At 69.0% G+C, this 15,494-nt stretch carries 18 protein-coding genes and 2 tRNA genes; 14 read left to right on the forward strand and 6 right to left on the reverse strand.

From position 1 onward, the window contains the following. Nucleotides 1–7: 7 nt before the first annotated feature. The 7 genes from BCF74_RS01570 to BCF74_RS01600 all read left to right on the forward strand — a co-directional run bounded on the left by BCF74_RS01570 (nucleotide 8) and on the right by BCF74_RS01600 (nucleotide 5,443). Nucleotides 8–880, forward strand: a complete 873-nt coding sequence (locus tag BCF74_RS01570) for a glycosyltransferase family 2 protein (protein ID WP_170070097.1) — start codon at nucleotides 8–10, stop codon at nucleotides 878–880. A gap of 51 nt (nucleotides 881–931) precedes the next feature. Continuing rightward, on the forward strand, nucleotides 932–1,681 hold the full coding sequence (gene rph, locus BCF74_RS01575) for a ribonuclease PH (RefSeq protein ID WP_106296214.1): 750 nt from the start codon (nucleotides 932–934) through the stop codon (nucleotides 1,679–1,681). Next, nucleotides 1,678–2,331 (forward strand): RdgB/HAM1 family non-canonical purine NTP pyrophosphatase, encoded by a 654-nt coding sequence (gene rdgB / locus BCF74_RS01580; protein ID WP_106296215.1) that lies wholly within the window; start codon nucleotides 1,678–1,680, stop codon nucleotides 2,329–2,331. Before rph ends, rdgB begins: the two co-directional genes overlap by 4 nt. Nucleotides 2,332–2,373: 42 nt before the next feature. Then, on the forward strand, nucleotides 2,374–3,201 hold the full coding sequence (locus tag BCF74_RS01585) for an alpha-1,2-fucosyltransferase (RefSeq protein WP_106296216.1): 828 nt from the start codon (nucleotides 2,374–2,376) through the stop codon (nucleotides 3,199–3,201). Further along, on the forward strand, nucleotides 3,198–4,097 hold the full coding sequence (locus tag BCF74_RS01590; protein WP_170070098.1) for an alpha-1,2-fucosyltransferase: 900 nt from the start codon (nucleotides 3,198–3,200) through the stop codon (nucleotides 4,095–4,097). The genes BCF74_RS01585 and BCF74_RS01590 overlap by 4 nt, the downstream gene beginning before the upstream one ends. Before the next feature lie 81 nt (nucleotides 4,098–4,178). Further along, nucleotides 4,179–4,799 carry a PIG-L deacetylase family protein gene (locus BCF74_RS01595; protein WP_146132850.1) on the forward strand — a complete coding sequence of 207 codons (621 nt, stop codon included), beginning with the start codon at nucleotides 4,179–4,181 and terminating at the stop codon, nucleotides 4,797–4,799. After that, nucleotides 4,796–5,443 carry a WbqC family protein gene (locus tag BCF74_RS01600; RefSeq protein ID WP_106296219.1) on the forward strand — a complete coding sequence of 216 codons (648 nt, stop codon included), beginning with the start codon at nucleotides 4,796–4,798 and terminating at the stop codon, nucleotides 5,441–5,443. The genes BCF74_RS01595 and BCF74_RS01600 overlap by 4 nt, the downstream gene beginning before the upstream one ends. Here BCF74_RS01600 and BCF74_RS01605 read toward each other — a convergent pair. Next, complete coding sequence (locus BCF74_RS01605; RefSeq protein WP_106296220.1) at nucleotides 5,415–6,500, reverse strand: glycosyltransferase; 1,086 nt, start codon at nucleotides 6,498–6,500, stop codon at nucleotides 5,415–5,417. The genes BCF74_RS01600 and BCF74_RS01605 overlap by 29 nt on opposite strands. Nucleotides 6,501–6,527: 27 nt before the next feature. After that, complete coding sequence (locus tag BCF74_RS01610) at nucleotides 6,528–7,646, reverse strand: glycosyltransferase (RefSeq protein ID WP_106296221.1); 1,119 nt, start codon at nucleotides 7,644–7,646, stop codon at nucleotides 6,528–6,530. Between BCF74_RS01610 and BCF74_RS01615 the strand changes: the two genes are divergently transcribed. The 5 genes from BCF74_RS01615 to BCF74_RS01635 all read left to right on the forward strand — a co-directional run bounded on the left by BCF74_RS01615 (nucleotide 7,639) and on the right by BCF74_RS01635 (nucleotide 11,125). After that, nucleotides 7,639–8,898, forward strand: a complete 1,260-nt coding sequence (locus BCF74_RS01615) for a glycosyltransferase (protein WP_170070099.1) — start codon at nucleotides 7,639–7,641, stop codon at nucleotides 8,896–8,898. The two genes, BCF74_RS01610 and BCF74_RS01615, sit on opposite strands and share 8 nt — an antisense overlap. Before the next feature lie 65 nt (nucleotides 8,899–8,963). After that, a complete protein-coding gene (locus BCF74_RS01620; RefSeq protein WP_106296222.1) occupies nucleotides 8,964–10,220 on the forward strand; it encodes a glycosyltransferase family 87 protein in 1,257 nt (418 codons plus the stop codon). Nucleotides 10,221–10,246: 26 nt separating this feature from the next. Further along, nucleotides 10,247–10,328: transfer RNA gene (locus BCF74_RS01625), tRNA-Leu, on the forward strand. Nucleotides 10,329–10,388: 60 nt separating this feature from the next. Beyond that, nucleotides 10,389–10,874: a thioredoxin-dependent thiol peroxidase gene (bcp, locus tag BCF74_RS01630; protein ID WP_106296223.1), complete on the forward strand. Its 486-nt coding sequence runs from the start codon at nucleotides 10,389–10,391 to the stop codon at nucleotides 10,872–10,874. Beyond that, nucleotides 10,871–11,125, forward strand: a complete 255-nt coding sequence (locus BCF74_RS01635; RefSeq protein WP_106296224.1) for a DUF3618 domain-containing protein — start codon at nucleotides 10,871–10,873, stop codon at nucleotides 11,123–11,125. Before bcp ends, BCF74_RS01635 begins: the two co-directional genes overlap by 4 nt. Here the strand turns inward: BCF74_RS01635 and BCF74_RS01640 are convergent. Then, nucleotides 11,039–12,121 (reverse strand): glycosyltransferase family 2 protein, encoded by a 1,083-nt coding sequence (locus BCF74_RS01640; RefSeq protein WP_170070100.1) that lies wholly within the window; start codon nucleotides 12,119–12,121, stop codon nucleotides 11,039–11,041. The two genes, BCF74_RS01635 and BCF74_RS01640, sit on opposite strands and share 87 nt — an antisense overlap. A 45-nt stretch (nucleotides 12,122–12,166) precedes the next feature. On the opposite strand from BCF74_RS01640, the gene BCF74_RS01645 reads away from it, so the two are divergent. Further along, a complete protein-coding gene (locus tag BCF74_RS01645) occupies nucleotides 12,167–12,397 on the forward strand; it encodes a hypothetical protein (RefSeq protein WP_106296226.1) in 231 nt (76 codons plus the stop codon). Nucleotides 12,398–12,656: 259 nt separating this feature from the next. On the opposite strand, the gene BCF74_RS01650 is transcribed toward BCF74_RS01645, so the two are convergent. From BCF74_RS01650 to BCF74_RS01660, 3 genes are all read right to left on the reverse strand, one after another. Beyond that, nucleotides 12,657–13,022 (reverse strand): HepT-like ribonuclease domain-containing protein, encoded by a 366-nt coding sequence (locus BCF74_RS01650; RefSeq protein WP_106296227.1) that lies wholly within the window; start codon nucleotides 13,020–13,022, stop codon nucleotides 12,657–12,659. Next, nucleotides 13,022–13,495, reverse strand: a complete 474-nt coding sequence (locus BCF74_RS01655; RefSeq protein ID WP_106296228.1) for a nucleotidyltransferase family protein — start codon at nucleotides 13,493–13,495, stop codon at nucleotides 13,022–13,024. Before BCF74_RS01655 ends, BCF74_RS01650 begins: the two co-directional genes overlap by 1 nt. Nucleotides 13,496–13,621: 126 nt before the next feature. Further along, nucleotides 13,622–13,697 (reverse strand) — tRNA-Lys (locus tag BCF74_RS01660). Between the two features lie 106 nt (nucleotides 13,698–13,803). Here BCF74_RS01660 and BCF74_RS01665 point away from each other — a divergent pair. Then, the gene (locus tag BCF74_RS01665) at nucleotides 13,804–15,486 is read left to right on the forward strand and encodes a DAK2 domain-containing protein (RefSeq protein ID WP_106296229.1); all 1,683 of its coding nucleotides are present in this window, start codon (nucleotides 13,804–13,806) and stop codon (nucleotides 15,484–15,486) included. Nucleotides 15,487–15,494 lie beyond the last annotated feature (8 nt).

Raw genomic sequence — 15,494 nt, forward strand, 5'->3', positions numbered from 1 at the left:
TCCTGATGTGCCCGACGATGCGCAGTGTTCCGTGGTGATTCCGACCTACAATGCCGCCCACGTCATCGGTGAGCAGCTCGCCGCGCTGCGTGACCAAGTTGATGCGCCGCCGTTCGAGGTCGTTGTCGCGGACAACGGTTCCACCGACGACCTGTACGCCGTTGTGGACAGGTGGAGAGACAGCCTTCCGGGGGTGCGGATCGTCGACGCGTCGCGCGGTCGAGGGGTGTCGGTTGCCCGCAACGCCGGGATGGAAAACGCCTCGAGTGATCGCATCCTGATCTGTGATGCGGACGACCGAGTCTCCGAGAGTTGGGTGTCCGCGCTATCCGAGGCGCTGAATGAGCACCACTTGGTGAGCGGTCCTGTCGAGACGACCGCCCTGTCCGGAGCCTCCGCGGCCTGGGTCCCGATTGCTGAACGTACCGATGGTCTTTTCGAGACGTGGAGCGGGCGCACATACGGAATAGGTTGCAATCTCGGTATGCGGCGCGGCGTGTGGCAGGAGGTGGGAGGTTTCGACGAGACGTATCCCGCGGGAGCCGAGGAGATCGACTTCGCCTGGCGAGCCTGGGACCTCGGCTATCGGTTCGCGTACGTGCCGGATGCGCTGATCCACTACCGCATCCGTACCGACTTGAGAGGTGTGCTCAGGCAGCAGTTCAACTCGGGCAGGGGTACAGCCACCCTCTACGCCAAGGTCAGGCCCACTGAGGTGGTGCCCAAGTCAGTCCTGCGGCGCATCCATCACGAACTACTTCTGCTGCGGCGGTTCCCCATCAGGGGGACGGGTGACGACAGGCGTCGGTGGCTGACGCTCATGGCCTTCGAGGCGGGCAAGGTCGTCGAGGCCCGCCGCCTCGGATCGCCCGCGCCATGACACGGAGGCGTAGCTGTCCGGAGCGCCACCTTGCCAAGTAGCCTCGCGTCCATGACTCGTCACGATGGCCGACGACCCGACCAGCTCCGCGAGGTGCGGATCACCCGCAACTGGCTCGACCACGCCGAGGGCTCGGTTCTCGTCGAGTTCGGTCGCACCCGAGTGTTGTGCGCCGCTTCCTTCACCGAAGGTGTGCCGCGTTGGCTCAAGGGCCAGGGAACCGGCTGGGTCACCGCCGAGTACGAGATGCTGCCTCGCTCGACGAACACCCGTAGCGACCGGGAGTCCCGCAAGGGCAAGGTCGGCGGTCGCACCCACGAGATCAGCCGACTGATCGGCCGCAGCCTGCGCGCGGTCATCGACACGAAGGCGTTGGGGGAGAACACGATCGTGCTCGACTGCGATGTCCTCCAGGCCGACGGCGGAACCCGGACCGCCTCGATCACCGGTGCGTGGGTCGCGCTGGCCGATGCCATCGAGGATGCCCGCGCCAAGGGGCTCATCGCGAAGGACGCGAAACCTCTCACCGACTCGGTCGCTGCGGTGAGTGTCGGCGTGGTCGATGGCAGCCCGGTCGCCGACCTCGACTACCCCGAGGACTCGACCGCGGACACCGACATGAACGTCGTCATGACTGGGAGCGGAAGCTTCGTCGAAGTCCAAGGGACTGCCGAGGGAGCCGGCGCGGCTTTCGACCGCGGCCTACTCGATCAGCTGCTCGACCTGGCCACCGCCGCGTGCGCTGACCTCACCCAGCGTCAGCAGGCATCCCTCGCAGAGCCTGTGCGGGAACGCGCATGACGGAGCGTCGCCATCGTCTTGTGCTCGCCACGCACAACGAGCACAAGGTCCACGAGCTCGAACAGATCCTCGGGGACCTCGTTGACGATCTGGGACTCGAGATCGTCTCTGCGGCCGCGTTCCCCGACGTGCCCGAGACTCCGGAGACCGAGGTGACCTTCGTCGGCAACGCCCGGCTCAAGGCCGCTGCGCTTGCCTCCGCCACGGGCCTGCCTGCCGTGGCCGACGACTCTGGTCTTGCTGTCGACGTACTCGGAGGCTCACCGGGGGTCTTCTCCGCGCGCTGGTCGGGTTCGACAAGCGGCGCTGCCGCGACACGCCACCAGCGCGACGCTGCCAACCTCGCGCTACTGCTCGAGCAGGTCTCCGACGTCCCGGATGCCCACCGCGGCGCCGCCTTTCGCTGCGCCGCGGTGCTCGTCATGCCCGACGGTCGCGAGGAGATCGCGGAGGGTGAGGTGCGCGGCCACCTGATCCGTGCGCCGCGCGGCACCAACGGATTCGGCTACGACCCTGCCTTCGTGCCCGAAGGCGACAATCGCACCTTGGCCGAGTACAGCGATGCCGAGAAGAACGCCATATCTCACCGTGGCCGTGCGTTCCGTGAGCTCTCACCCCGCCTCGCCGACGCGTTGCGGCCCCTCGGGTAGGTCCAAGTGCGGGCCGGACTCCGTCGTGCAGTGGATCGCGTTGTGCGACGTGGCCAGCGGAAGGTGCTCTGGACCCAACAGACGGCGGGCCTGGGCAACTTCCTGTACGACTGGATGCACGCGCACCACTGGCGTGCTCGCGACCTCGACATCGTCAGCCTGCGCACGCCCAAGATGCGTCCGTGGCTCCCGGTCTTCGGCGCACCAGCCATGGAGCTCACGGTCGAGCCAGAAGATGTGCGGCGCACCGACCGGATCGAGAAGGGGCTCTACTCGGAGTGGGGCGTCGCCTTCGACGAGTCGAACCTCGACGAGTTCATCCGCGGCTTCATCGAACCGACAGGAGTCATCGCACCGGAACGAGTGCCGGAGTCACACCGATTGACCGACGCAGATGTGCTGATCAACGTGCGGCGCGGTGACTACGTCAGCAGCGCCGCCAACCGACTCAACTACTCGTTCGACCTCGACGAATACCTCACCGCCGCACTGACCCGCAGCCGTGAGGGCGGGGGAGCGATCGAACGGATTCACGTCGTCTCAGACGGGATCGACTGGTGTGTCGACCACCTGGGCTGGCTCGATCAGCACGCTGATCGGCTGACGTTCGAGACCGATGGCCTCCCACCGGAGACCCACTTGGCGATCGTGGCGAACGCGCCGCGCCTGATCCTCGCCAACTCGACCTTCTCCTACTGGGGCGGCTACCTCAGTTCATGGCGCACACGGCGCCCGGAGTGGATCGTGGCGCCGTGGTTCCACATCAGAGATGAGGCCGACGGTGCCGCATGGCAGCTTGACCCGCGATGGAGCATCGTGCAGGACATCCCGAGCCATTGGGCTCCTGTCACCGATCCGGTGTCCGAGTGAAAGCCATCGTGCGTGACGCCGCCTCCGCAGTGCTCTCACCGGTGCGGCGACGGCTGGGCCGGCGCGACGTCAACTGGACCCCGGACTTCATGGGATTCGGCAACCAGCTCTACCTCTGGTGCTGGGCACACGAGCGGCGCGGCCAGCATCCCGAGCCGCGGGTGCTCATCAACGAGCGCACCCGCCCGTGGCTCCTGGAGATCCCGGCCTTCTCCGAGAGGTTCCTCATCGAGCCCGACGAGGTGCACTTCCTCGACCAGCGCCACGACCACTGGGCTCACAAGCAGGCCGAGAGCGGATATGCCCAGGGCTTCTCGCCCCAAGCGCGCTCCGCGTTCATCCGGGATGGACTCATGCCCGAGCCGCTCCTCGCCGGGGTGACCAACTCGGACCTCGCCAGCGACACCGTCCTCACGGTCAACGTGCGTCGCGGCGACTACTACTCGGTCGCCGCGCACCGGAGCTGGTTCGCCATCGACCTCGCGGCCTACGTGGATCAGGCGGTTCGACGCTCCATCGTGCGTGACGGCGAGGTGCAGCGCATCCACGTCGTGTCCGACGACCAGCAGTGGTGTCGAGACCACCTGCCGTTCCTCTGGGCGGCTGCCGAGGAGGTGACCTTCGCGCCCGACACGGACACCGCTGCCCAGAACTTCCGGGATATCTGCGGATCGCGACGACTCGTGATCTCGAACTCGACCTTCTCGCTCTGGGGTGCCTTCGTCAGCCGCACGGTCCACGGCCAGAACCCCGGCATGATCTGGGCCCCGGCGTTCTTCCAGAGCACCTATCCGCCGGGCCGCTGCGTGGAGTACGACGCCGACTTCTCGTTCGTCGACGAGCTCCCCGACGGCTGGCAGCCACAGTGGGTCTTGGACGGTCGCGCACGCCCCTGACCGCCTCAGGTCCGGGAAGCGCTGATGGCGGAACCGCTGACTGGTTAACCTTGGCCCGAATCCGAGAGGGGAGTGCGCAACGTGAAGCGACTGGTGATCGCGCCGCACATGGACGACGAGTCCATGGGCTGCGGCGGGCTCATGGCGAAGTACCCCGACGAGTGCGTCGTCGCCACCGTCACCGACAGCGGCCCCACCCGCGCGGCCGAGCACGCCGAGGCGATGCGGATCCTCGGCGTGACCGACAGCCGCAACCTCGGCTTCGAGGACGGCGTCACCGACCAGCACATGACTGAGCTCGTCGCCGCCCTCGACGCCGTCATGGCCCACGTGCGCCCCGACGAGGTCTACCTGCCGTTCCCGTCGCTGCACCAGGACCACATCGCCGTCTACGAGGCCGGCATGCGCTCGGCCCGGGTTTCCATGTCGGCCGATCACCACTTCCCGCCGAGCGTCCTCGTCTACGACATCGCCGCCTACGACGTGAACCTCTACCCGAGCGACCTGCGCTGGAACGTCTTCGAGGACCTCACCGAAGACCAGGTGACCAAGAAGGCGCTCGCGTGCACGGCATACCAGTCCGAGATCCCGACGGAGATCCACCCGATCAACTCCGTCAAGCAGCTCGCCGCGGCGGCCGGACTCGTCCGGCTCATGGCCTACGCCGAGCAATACGCGCTCGTCCGACAGGTGCGCCGGTGAAGGCCGCGATCCACCAGCCCGACCTGCTGCCGTGGTCGGGGTTCTGGTTCAAGATGGTCAATTGCGACCGCTTCGTCCTCGCCGTCCACGACCAGCTGCAGAAGCACTGGGTCCAGCGCCGCGTCATGATGCGCGAGACGTGGGTGACCTTGCCGCTCGTCGGCAAGCCGCACCTCGTGCCCATCAACACCGTCGAGGTCAAGGACGGCTGGCAGCAGCACCTCGTCGACTCCATCACCGGCCGCTACACCGGCGCGCGGCACTGGAAGGACCGCGGCCCCGACCTGCTCGACCGCATCACCTCCGTTGAGGCCACCAACCTCGCCGATATCAACATTGCCCTCATCGAGCAGATCCGCGACCTGCTCGGCATCACGACCGAGCTCGTCGTCCCGCCGCCGCCGAAGCAGGCCGGGCTTGAACGCGTCCTCGAGGTCCTCGTCGACCAGGGCGCGACGTCGTACCTCTCCGGCACCGGCGCCCGCGACTACATCCGCGACGAAGGGCAGGCCCGCTTCGACGAGCTCGGCATCGAGCTCGTCTGGTCGGACCACGAGAAGACGACCGGCGACTCGATCGTCACCGTCCTCATGGACCACGACGACCCGATGGAGATCATCTCGCTGCGCCACGGAGGCGATTGACGCCTCGCCGTGCGAGGCGACGGGCACCGACGTATGCCGCGCCGGCGCGCCCGCCACGCGGACCGTGTGCCATGTAGTGCTCCAACGTCACCGGCGCCTCGATGAGAGCCGGTGACCCGGGCGCCAGCACCGACTCGAAGGCACGAGCCAGCGCGTCACGAACTTCCTTGGGGGAGTAGCGCGCCCGCACCAGCTCATGGCCGCGGTCCACCGGCACCTGCCACGCCGCCCGGTCCGCGTCGAACAGCTCCATCGACGCCAGCGTCGCGTCGCACATCCCCACGACGTCGGAGTCGAGGATCACCGCACCCGTCTCGGGCGTGAGGTACTCCTTCGCCCCGTCGCCGGTGAACCCGATCACGTGACACCCCGCCGCCATCGCCTCCGCCCCCGGCAGCCCCAGCCCCTCACGCTCGGCACCGAAGAGGAAGATCGCCGACCGCCCCAGCTCCTCGGCGACCTGCGCCTGAGTCATGCCGTCGATGAGGACGACTTCCCAGTCGCCGAGCCGCCCCGAACGCCGGACGAGCTGCACCGCGCCGAGCAGGTCCTCGCGCCGCCGGCGGGGCATGAGTGCGATCCGCCGCTCCTTCTCACGCGGCACGAAGTAGTCCTCGATCTCGACCGGCACGTGGTGGATCGGGAAGCCCGGCGCGCACGCTCGCCGCAGGAACGTCACGATCGCGTCCGACACCCCGAGCACCCCGACCGCCTGCGGCCAGCCCGGGTAGTCACCGCGCACGTCCCGCGTGAACGAGGCGTCGGCGAAGACGAAGTCCATGCCCTGGCACAGCATGACGAGCGGTACGCCCGGGTTGAGGAAGCTCCACTTCGACCCTCCCGTCTCCGGCACGACGAGGACGTCGCCCGGCGCCGCGGCGACCGTGCGCCCGGTCTCGACGGGAGCGGTGCTCGACCACTCGGCATACGCGAATCCCGGTGTGCCGTGCCAGACCCGGGCGTCGTGGCCGAGCGCGACCAGGTGCTCGACGTACTTGTAGATGACCTTGATCCCGCCGCTCGGCGAGGGCAGGTCGGGCGCCATGAACCGGATCATCAGCAGCTCCTTCGTGCGGGTCAGGCGTCACAGGAGAGAGGTGAGGTGCTCGACCCGGCGCGCAGACGTCGTATCCACATCATGCTGGTCCATGAAGGCCAGGCCGGCCTCACGTCGAGCCGTCCACTGTGCCGGGTTGTCGAGGATATTCACGGCGGCCCGCTCCAGGGCTGTGGCGTCGCTGGTCTGGACTGCCCAGCCCAGCCCGTGCCGACGCACGAGGGCCTTCAGGGCCGCGTTGTCGAAACCCAGCGGTGGGACGCCGCATCCCGCCGACTCCAGGTATGTTCCGCTCGGGTCGCCGAACGGGTGGGGAAGGACCATGAGGTCCACGTTGTCCCGGACGAAGGTCGTCCAGTCCGGGTCGAAGGGCAGGTGGCCACGAAAGGTCACCTCCTTGCCGGCAATCGCGCGCAGCTCGTCGAGCTGGGTACCCGTGCCGAGGACGGTGGTCTCGACGTCCACGCCGTGGCTCCTGAGTCGCGACGACAGCTCGATGGCGAAGCGCGGTCCCTTCGCGGCGATCAGGCGGCCGGAGAAGCACAGTCGCACTGTCTGTCGCGGCGGGTTGCGCACGGCGGCGCGGGCGTCATCGAGGTGCTGACGCGTGATGCGGCTGTCGAAGTAGAGCAGGGCCGAGCGAGCGATCGAGGAGAACCTGTCGTGCGCGGGGTGGCCGTTGCACTGGACCCCGCGCACCCTGCGCACCAACGCGTCGGTCTCCCGTCCCTGGCGCCACGCACCGACGCGCGGGCGGGTGGACGAGACGACGTCTGCGCTCCGACTGTGTTCCGCGGCCAGCGCCTCGGGGGCGAACTCGAGGACCGGCACGAGTAGGTGCGGAACCGCCCCGAGCGCCGCCGTGGCAGGCAGGTAGGGCGCCAGGATGAGGTCCGGAAGAGGGCGCGTGGCCGCACCGAGGATGTGCTTGTCGGTGAAGACCTCGAACGGTAGGTCGCCCAGCCGATGCCACCTGTCGCTGACCCCCGCGCTGCTTGGCGGGCCGGGCACTGAGGCGGCGACCAACATTCCGGGCCAATGGTCGGCCAACCGGGTCAGACCCGACATCGTCTTGTCGTCGATGGCCACTCGACCCGCCTCGTCCACGGGCAGGACGCCTGGCAGAACCACGGACAGGGTGGGCACGAGCGCGATCCTAGGTCAGTACGCGGTCGCAGCATGCGAGCATGTGCGCGTGAGGGAACAGCGCATCGTGATGCTCGCGTACGTGCTCCCTCACGACGCGGTCCCGCATGCGGGCGGCCGATACGTTGCTGCGGTTCACGAGTTCGTCTCGCGTCACCACGACGTCATGCTGTTGACGGCCGACACGACCGTCAACCGTCGCGCCGCGCAGATGGCCGGTGCTCCCCGTCACCAGCTGGTCACCGTTCGCGGGCCGCTGGGTTGGTTGACCACCAACGTGGACCGATGGTGGCGCCGGCTGGACCCGGGGGCTCCGTACCTGCCCTACGCGGTGGGTCTCCTGATCTCGTCGGCAGCGCGATCAGCCCTCCGGGAGGCCGACATCGTTGATCTCCAATGGGAGGACTCGATCCGGTTGGCGCCCTTGGTACGCCAACTCAGTCCCCACGCCCGGGTCGTCGGGACCTTCCACGATGTCCAGTCGCAGAGCTTCGCCCGTGAACCAAGAAGGGGCAGATGGTCCCGGGTGTACTGGCGTGCACAGACAGCGCTGGCACGTCGACGCGAGCGACGCCTCGTCCGGCAGCTCGACACCGCACTCACCTTCAGTGCCAAGGACGCTGCGCTGCTCGGCTCGCCGGCGAACCTCACGGTGGTCCGGCCCCCCTTGGGTGCAGCCGTCGCGCAACCGAGCAACTCGGGAGAGCTCGTGACGGGGGCTGGCTCCGACGGTGCCGTCGTGTTCGTCTCGTACCTGGCCCGCGTGGAGAACGCGCGGGCGGCGGCATGGCTCCTCGAGGAGATCTGGCCGCTCGTGCGAGAACAGCTGTCCACGGCGCGGTTGCGCATCGTGGGTGGCGGGGCGTCAGCACATCTCGTGGCGATGGTCGATCGGGTGGAGGGCGCCGAGCTGACCGGTTTCGTGGCCTCTCTCGATGAGGTCTACGCCGGGGCAGGGGCGTGCGTCGTTCCGCTGCGTGAGGGTGCCGGAGTGAAGTTCAAGGTTGTCGAGGCCTTGCTGCATGCCGTGCCGACGGTGACCACGACGGTGGGCGCAGAGGGCATCGACGGGCCGGACCTGTTCGCTGCCGTGACCGACGACCCGGCCCTCATGGCCGCCGCGCTGGTTCAGGCACTTACCGACCCGACGTCACAGCTCGCCCGATGGCGTCGGGCGCAGGCCTGGGCCGAGCGTGCCTTTGGCAGTGACCAGTTCGAGGACGAGATTGCGTCCGCATACGGCTTGACGTGACGGCGGGGATCACGTCGACCTGCTCCCGCGGTCGACTACCGGTTCGGTACTGCTTGAATGTGGACGTGCGCGCCCGGCTGAAGCTTTCTCCCGCCCAGAGCCGGCTTTTCCTGTGGGCCGGCGTGCTGGCGTCCACCGCTGCGTTCGCGAGGATGGTGCGGTCCGACTGGCTGCTCGCGCAGTCGTTCAACGTGGGGGTGGCCGGAGACATCTCGGTCTATCAGGGCGCGTTGCAGAACTGGCGTGATGGTGGGGCCCTCTACGAGTGGGAGAACGGAGCCGGGTTCGGCTTCACCTACCCACCATTCGCCGCCATCGTGATGACCCCTGTGACCTGGCTGGATCCCGAACGCTTGGGCGACATCTGGACGGTTCTGGACCTGCTGTTTGCCGGTGTTCTCGTGGCCTTGATCTTTCGAGCGTCCCAGCTCGCGTGGGGGCGTGTTGGCACATTGGCGGCCTATCTCGCCGCGGTGGCCATGTTCCTTGGGAGCTCTCAGTTCCAGTCCGAGATCATCAACGGCCAGGTCAACGTCGTGCTCGCTCTGTTGATCGTGTTGGACCTTGGCGCCTCTGTGCCAGAGCGATGGCGCGGTGTTCTGACGGGTGTGGCGGCAGCAATCAAGCTGACGCCCTTGGTCGCCATTGCGTGGTTGGTGCTGACGCGCCAATGGCGATCAGCGGCGCTGGCGTCGTTCTCCTTCATCGGGCTAGGGGCCTTGGCATGGCTGGTCTATCCGGACGTCTCGAAGGAGTTCTGGACCCGAGCAGTGCTGGACACCGGTCGCGTCGGGCGGCCCGATCTGCCGGCCAACGCGTCCGTCTTCGGTGTCCTGTCGCGGGCGGGTCTGGAGGGCCTGCCTCGAACCGTGCTGTGGCTGACCCTCGGCACGGCGCTCGTCCTCGCCGCCTTCTATCGCGCCGAGCAGGCACGGCGGCGAGGTGACCACATCTCCGCGGCCATTCTTGTCATGTGCGCTGCTGTGCTGGCCTCGCCCATTTCGTGGCCGCACCACCAGATCTGGCTTCCGCTGGCGGGTATCGCGCTGATCCTGCATCGAGGCTGGCGCGTCAAGCTGTCAGGCGCTGTCGTCCTCGTGTTCTGTGTTCTGCACATCCCCCTCAGTCGGGCGTTCGACCAGGCCGGCCCGTTCACCGGGGCGCTCGACTCCATCGACTTCATGATGTTCGCCATGATCTGTGTGCTCGGCCTGGGGTCGCGGGACATCGATCGCGACGGGCCGGCAACGCGCGAGGACGGCATACGGACAGGCGGCGTTCGCCGACGCGATCCGCACCGCCTACAGCTGGAGGGACCCTGACACACCGCAGTTACAGTGACCACTACGCGCGAGTGGCGGAACTGGCAGACGCGCCAGATTTAGGTTCTGGTGCCTTCGGGTGTGCGGGTTCGAGTCCCGCCTCGCGCACAACCCGGCTCGGGCCCGCTGATAGTTTGGCGCGAGCCGAGACGAACCAGGAGAGCAGCGTTGAGTGAGCGACTGGCCCCGGGCGACACCGCCCCGGACTTCACCCTGAGCACCGACACGGGTGAGAGCGTCACGCTCTCGGACCTGCGCGGGGAGAAGGTCATCGTCTACTTCTACCCGGCCGCGATGACGCCGGGCTGCACGAAGCAGGCGTGCGACTTCAGCGAGTCCCTCGACTCCCTCAAGGGCGACGGCTACACCGTCCTCGGCATCTCGCCGGACAAGCCGGAGAAGCTGGCGAAGTTCCGCGACAAGGAGCACCTCACCCTCACCCTGCTCTCCGACCCGGACAAGCAGGTCATGACGCAGTGGGGCGCCTTCGGCGAGAAGAAGCTCTACGGCAAGACCGTCCAGGGCGTCATCCGCTCCACCGTCGTCGTCGACGAGGACGGCAAGGTCGAGAACGCCTGGTACAACGTCAAGGCCACCGGCCACGTGGCCAAGCTCCGCAAGGACCTCGGACTTCAGGGAGACTTGACCGCATGAGCAACATCGCCGCCCTCGAGGCCGACATCGCCCAGCGCCGCGCGCGTCTGGCCCGCACCCTCGACGAGCTCACCACCCGCGCCACGCCGTCGAACATCGCCAAGCGCGAGGTCGACAAGGCCAAGGCGCGTTTCGCCGACGCGACGACGACCCCCGAAGGTGACCTACGGGTCGAGCGGATCGCGGCGGCCGTCGCGGTCGTGGCCGTGGTCGTCGCCCTTCGCGTGCTGCGGGGTCGTCGCCGCCGCTGACGTCGTCGACGTCCCTGTCGCCGTCGTCTCGCTGACCGGTCGGCGGTCGTAGGTCCAGCGCTCCTCGGCGAGGTTGTCGGCGCCGGCGCGGTGACCGGCGCGTCCGGCCGCCTCGACGACGAGCGCGGCGACCCTGCCGCCGATGCCGCTCGGCAGGACTCGCAGCGCCCGGTCGCCAAGCGCACCAAGTTGTGTGGCTCGCTTGCGCGACCCCGCGAGCCGCGCCGTGCCCGCGACGGCGCGGCCCCACGCGCTGTGGTCCGACGGTGGTGGTGTCACGGTGCGCGGGTGGGTGCGCTCGAGCACCGTGCGTGCCGACCCGCTGACGTATGCCCGCCCGGCCCGCTCCGCGAGCGACGTCGCCGGTGCCGTGTGCGCGAGCTCGAGCTCGCGGTCGATGACGAGCTCAATGCCGGCCTCGTGCAGCCGCGCCCCGAGCTCGGCGTCCTCGCTGTACGTGAACGCCGGGTCAAAACCACCCACCCGTTCCCACGTCGCACGGGTGAGCGAGTTGTGTGCCGCCCACCCCACCCAGCGCTCCTGCGGACCGCGTTCGTATGCCGTCCGCAGCAGTCGCGCGTTCGCCGGACGTCCGTAGGCGCGGGCGTAGGGGGTGTCGTCGAACCGGTCGCGGGTCGGGCCGATGACCCCGAGGTCGTCACGGCCGGCGTGCAGCTCGACGTGACGGCGGACCATGTGTGGTGGCGGCAGCAGATCGTCGTCGCAGCGGATGAGCACGCGCCCCCGAGCCGCGTCGTATCCGGCGTTGAGGGCGTTCGCGACGCCGCCCTGCTCGGGCAGGGTGACGACCCGCAGAGGCGCGCGGACGGCATACGACTCGAGGACGGCGGGGGAGTCGTCGACGACGCCGTCGAGTACGACGACGACCTCCCACGGGCCGTCGTGGTCCTGCGCGGCGAGGGCGGGGAGGAGCGTGCGCAGCCGGTCCGCGCCGCGGTGCGACGGGACGATGACCGACGCGTCGAGAGGAGTCATCGCTCGCAGCATAGGGGCCCACCAGCGGTGGATACGGTGGACCGTATGAAGTCGACGTTCGAGCTGCCCGACGCGCTGGCCAGGGAGGCCAAGGAGCTGGCCCGTGCCCAGTCGACCACCGTGCGTGACCTCGTGGTCACCGGGCTGCGGCGCGAGATCGATCGGCGCACGAGCGATCGATCACGGCCCGACTTCGTCTTCCCCACTGCTGACGGTGAGGGGCTGCGCGTCGACCCCGGTGAGGCGATCCGCATCGCCTCTGCCGAGACCGCGTGATCGCGCTCAAGACGAACTACTCCTTTACGCCCACCGGCGGGACTCGCCGCTCCATGTTGCGGCCACGCGCGTCCTCGCGGGTGCGGTGGCTGCCCCCGCCGGCGTGGCGATCCCTTGGCCGTGCCTGCACGAGTTCCTAGCCGTGGTCACCCACCCGAGGATTTATGCGCCACCCTCAGACATGGGCCTGGTGCGCCATCAGGGACTGGAACCCCGAACCTGCTGAGGAAGGCTGTGGCCGGAGTCATCGGCGCCTTAACTACTGTTCGCGCTGGTCACCGAGTGCGACTTCAGCTTCTCCAAACAACGGTTCCAGGTGGCGACGCCAAGCGGGGAGGTCGCGCGACAGGGTCAGCCACGTGACGTCCCGGTTGATCTCGTCGTACTGGTGGATGATGAAGTTGCGGTTGGCGACGGCGAGTGCCCACTCGACACCAGCGGGCGCGAGGACACCGATCCTCGCGAGCCGGTTGGCTGCCTCGCCGAGTTTCATCATCAGTGAGTCGCCTGCTTCTTGCAGGAGCGGATCGGCCATGTAGTCGTCGCGACCCCGGAGGGTGATCTCGTGGACCCGGCTGAGCCATGCCTGGATGTGCAGCAGCTCCTTCGCTGCGGACCGTTGCATCACAACAGGACCGCCTCTCGGCGGATGTCGTCATCGAGTCCAGACCTGAGGCCGCCGTAGTCGACGAGATCGACATCCCGTCCGAGGATGTCCTCGATGATCTGCGTGAACCGGACGAAGTCGAACGACGACGTGTTCGGCGGCGGCTGGACTAGGAGGTCGATGTCGGAGTCCGCCCGTGCCTCGCCACGGGCGACAGACCCGAAGACCGCAAGCCGCGTGTAGCCGTGCTCGGTGGCAACGGCCTTGAGGATGGGAGTCGCTGCTTCGAGGAGTTCCTGCGGGTGAACCTGGTCGAGGTGTGTCGCCACCTTGAGCTGCTGGCTCACGGCGGGCTGGGAGATACCCAGTGCACTCGCGATGTCGCGTTGGGAGGCGCCCGCCGCAACCATGGCGCGGAGCGCGAGAGCGCGGCGCAGGCGCGCCACACCCTCCGCGCGTCGCGCGTCGCGGTACTCGGCCGCCAGTGTCATAAGGCAACCTTATCGCAGACGACGCGTGGCCGCTCGGACGGCACGGGGCGGCATTGAGGGCCGCATCGACATGGGGCGGCCCGAAGACGACGAGGCCCCGTCCGCAGTGGCGGACGGGGGTCTCGGTGGTGCGCCATCAGGGACTCGAACCCCGAACCCGCTGATTAAGAGTCAGCTGCTCTGCCAATTGAGCTAATGGCGCGCGAGCGGAGACATTAGCAGGCCGGTGACCCTCTCACGAAATCGGCGGACCGCACGTCGCGCGGGATGGTCACGGCCCGGTCGGCGTGGGCAGATAGCCTGCCGACGTGCCCGAAACCCTCGACGCCGACGGAGCCCGCCAGTGGGCGGCGCTGACGCGTGCGGCGTTCGCGGCCCGACGCACCGAGATCGACGAGCTCAACGTCTTCCCGGTCCCGGACGGTGACACCGGCACCAACCTCTACCTCACGATGGACGCCGCCCTGAGCGAGGTGCGCCGGGTGCACGCCGCCGAGGGCATCCTCGGGACGGCGAGCCTGGTCGAGGAGGCCCGCACCTTGGCGCGGGCCCTCCTCATGTCGGCCCGCGGCAACTCCGGGGTCATCGTGAGCCAGCTCGTCAGCGGTATGACCGCGGTCGTCCTCGACGAGAACCTCACCGAGGTCGACGGGCCGGCTCTCGCGCGAGCCATGGAGCGGGGTGCCGCGCTCGCGCGGGCCAGCGTGGCGCATCCGCAGGAGGGCACGATCCTCAGCGTCGCCGACGCCGCGGCACAGGCGGCCACTCGCCGCGCGGCCGACGGGGGCGCGGCGGCGGACGTGGCGGAGGCGGCCGCGACCGCGGCAGCCGAGGCGCTCGAACGCACCCCAGACCAGCTCGACACCCTCGCCCGCGCCGGAGTGGTCGACGCCGGCGGTGCCGGGGCGGTGCTCATGCTCGAGTCCCTGCATCGCGTCCTCACCGGCGACTGGTCCGAGGCCGAGGGCATCATCGGCCGGGCCGCCGACCAGCTCGCGCCGCGTGCGGGGTGGCACGTCGGTACCGGCAGCACCCGCGCCGGTGACCCCCTCGACGACGACCACCTGGCGGCCGCAGCGGGAGGCGACGGACCGGCATACGAGGTCATGTACCTCCTCGACGACAGCGACGACGCCCGCGTCGGCGCGCTCACGACAGCGCTCGACGGGCTCGGCGACTCGCTCCTCGTCGTCGGCGGTCCCGACCTGTGGAACGTCCACGTCCACGTCGATGACATCGGCGCGGCGATCGAGGCCGGCATCGACGCGGGACGACCGCACCGCATCAAGGTCACCCACTTCGCAACCCAGATCGCCGCGAGGGAGCCGCAACGGTTCGCCGTCGTCGCCTGCGCGGCCGGGCCGGGGATGGCCGAGGTGCTCAGCGACGCGGGCGCCGTGGTCGTGCCGAGCGCACCCGGCGCGCGTGCGTCCGCCGGGCAGCTGCTCGAGGCGATCCGCGGGACCGGCGCGACATCCGTCGTCGTGCTGCCCAACGACAGGGACACCCTCATGGCGGCCGAGGTCGCCTGCCGCGCCGCCGAGGAGGACGGCCTCACGACGGCCATCGTGCCGGCCCGCGCCGCGGTCCAGGGCCTCGCGGCGCTGGCTGTCGTCGACCCGGCAAAGGGGTTGCGGGAGAACGCGATTGCCATGACGAGTGCCGCTGGTGCCACGCGGCACGGCGCCGTGACGATTGCGTCCCGCGAGGTGCTCACGTGGGCCGGCCCGGTGACGCCCGGCGACGTCCTCGGAGTGGTCGGCGGCGACGTCGCGTTCGTCGGCGACGACCTCGCGACGGCGGCCGACGAGGTGCTGCGCCGACTGCTCTCCGGTGGCGGAGAGCTCGTCACGATCGTCTCCGGCGCCGACGCGAGCCCTGGGCTCGTGGACGGCGTGGCCGAACGTCTCGCCAAGGAGCACTTCGAGGTCGAGGTCGTGCGCATCGACGGCGGCCAGCAGGTCTACCCGCTGCTCATCGGTGTCGAGTAGGGGAGCGG

The organism is Knoellia remsis, assembly GCF_003002895.1.
Taxonomy (GTDB): Bacteria; Actinomycetota; Actinomycetes; order Actinomycetales; family Dermatophilaceae; genus Knoellia; species Knoellia remsis.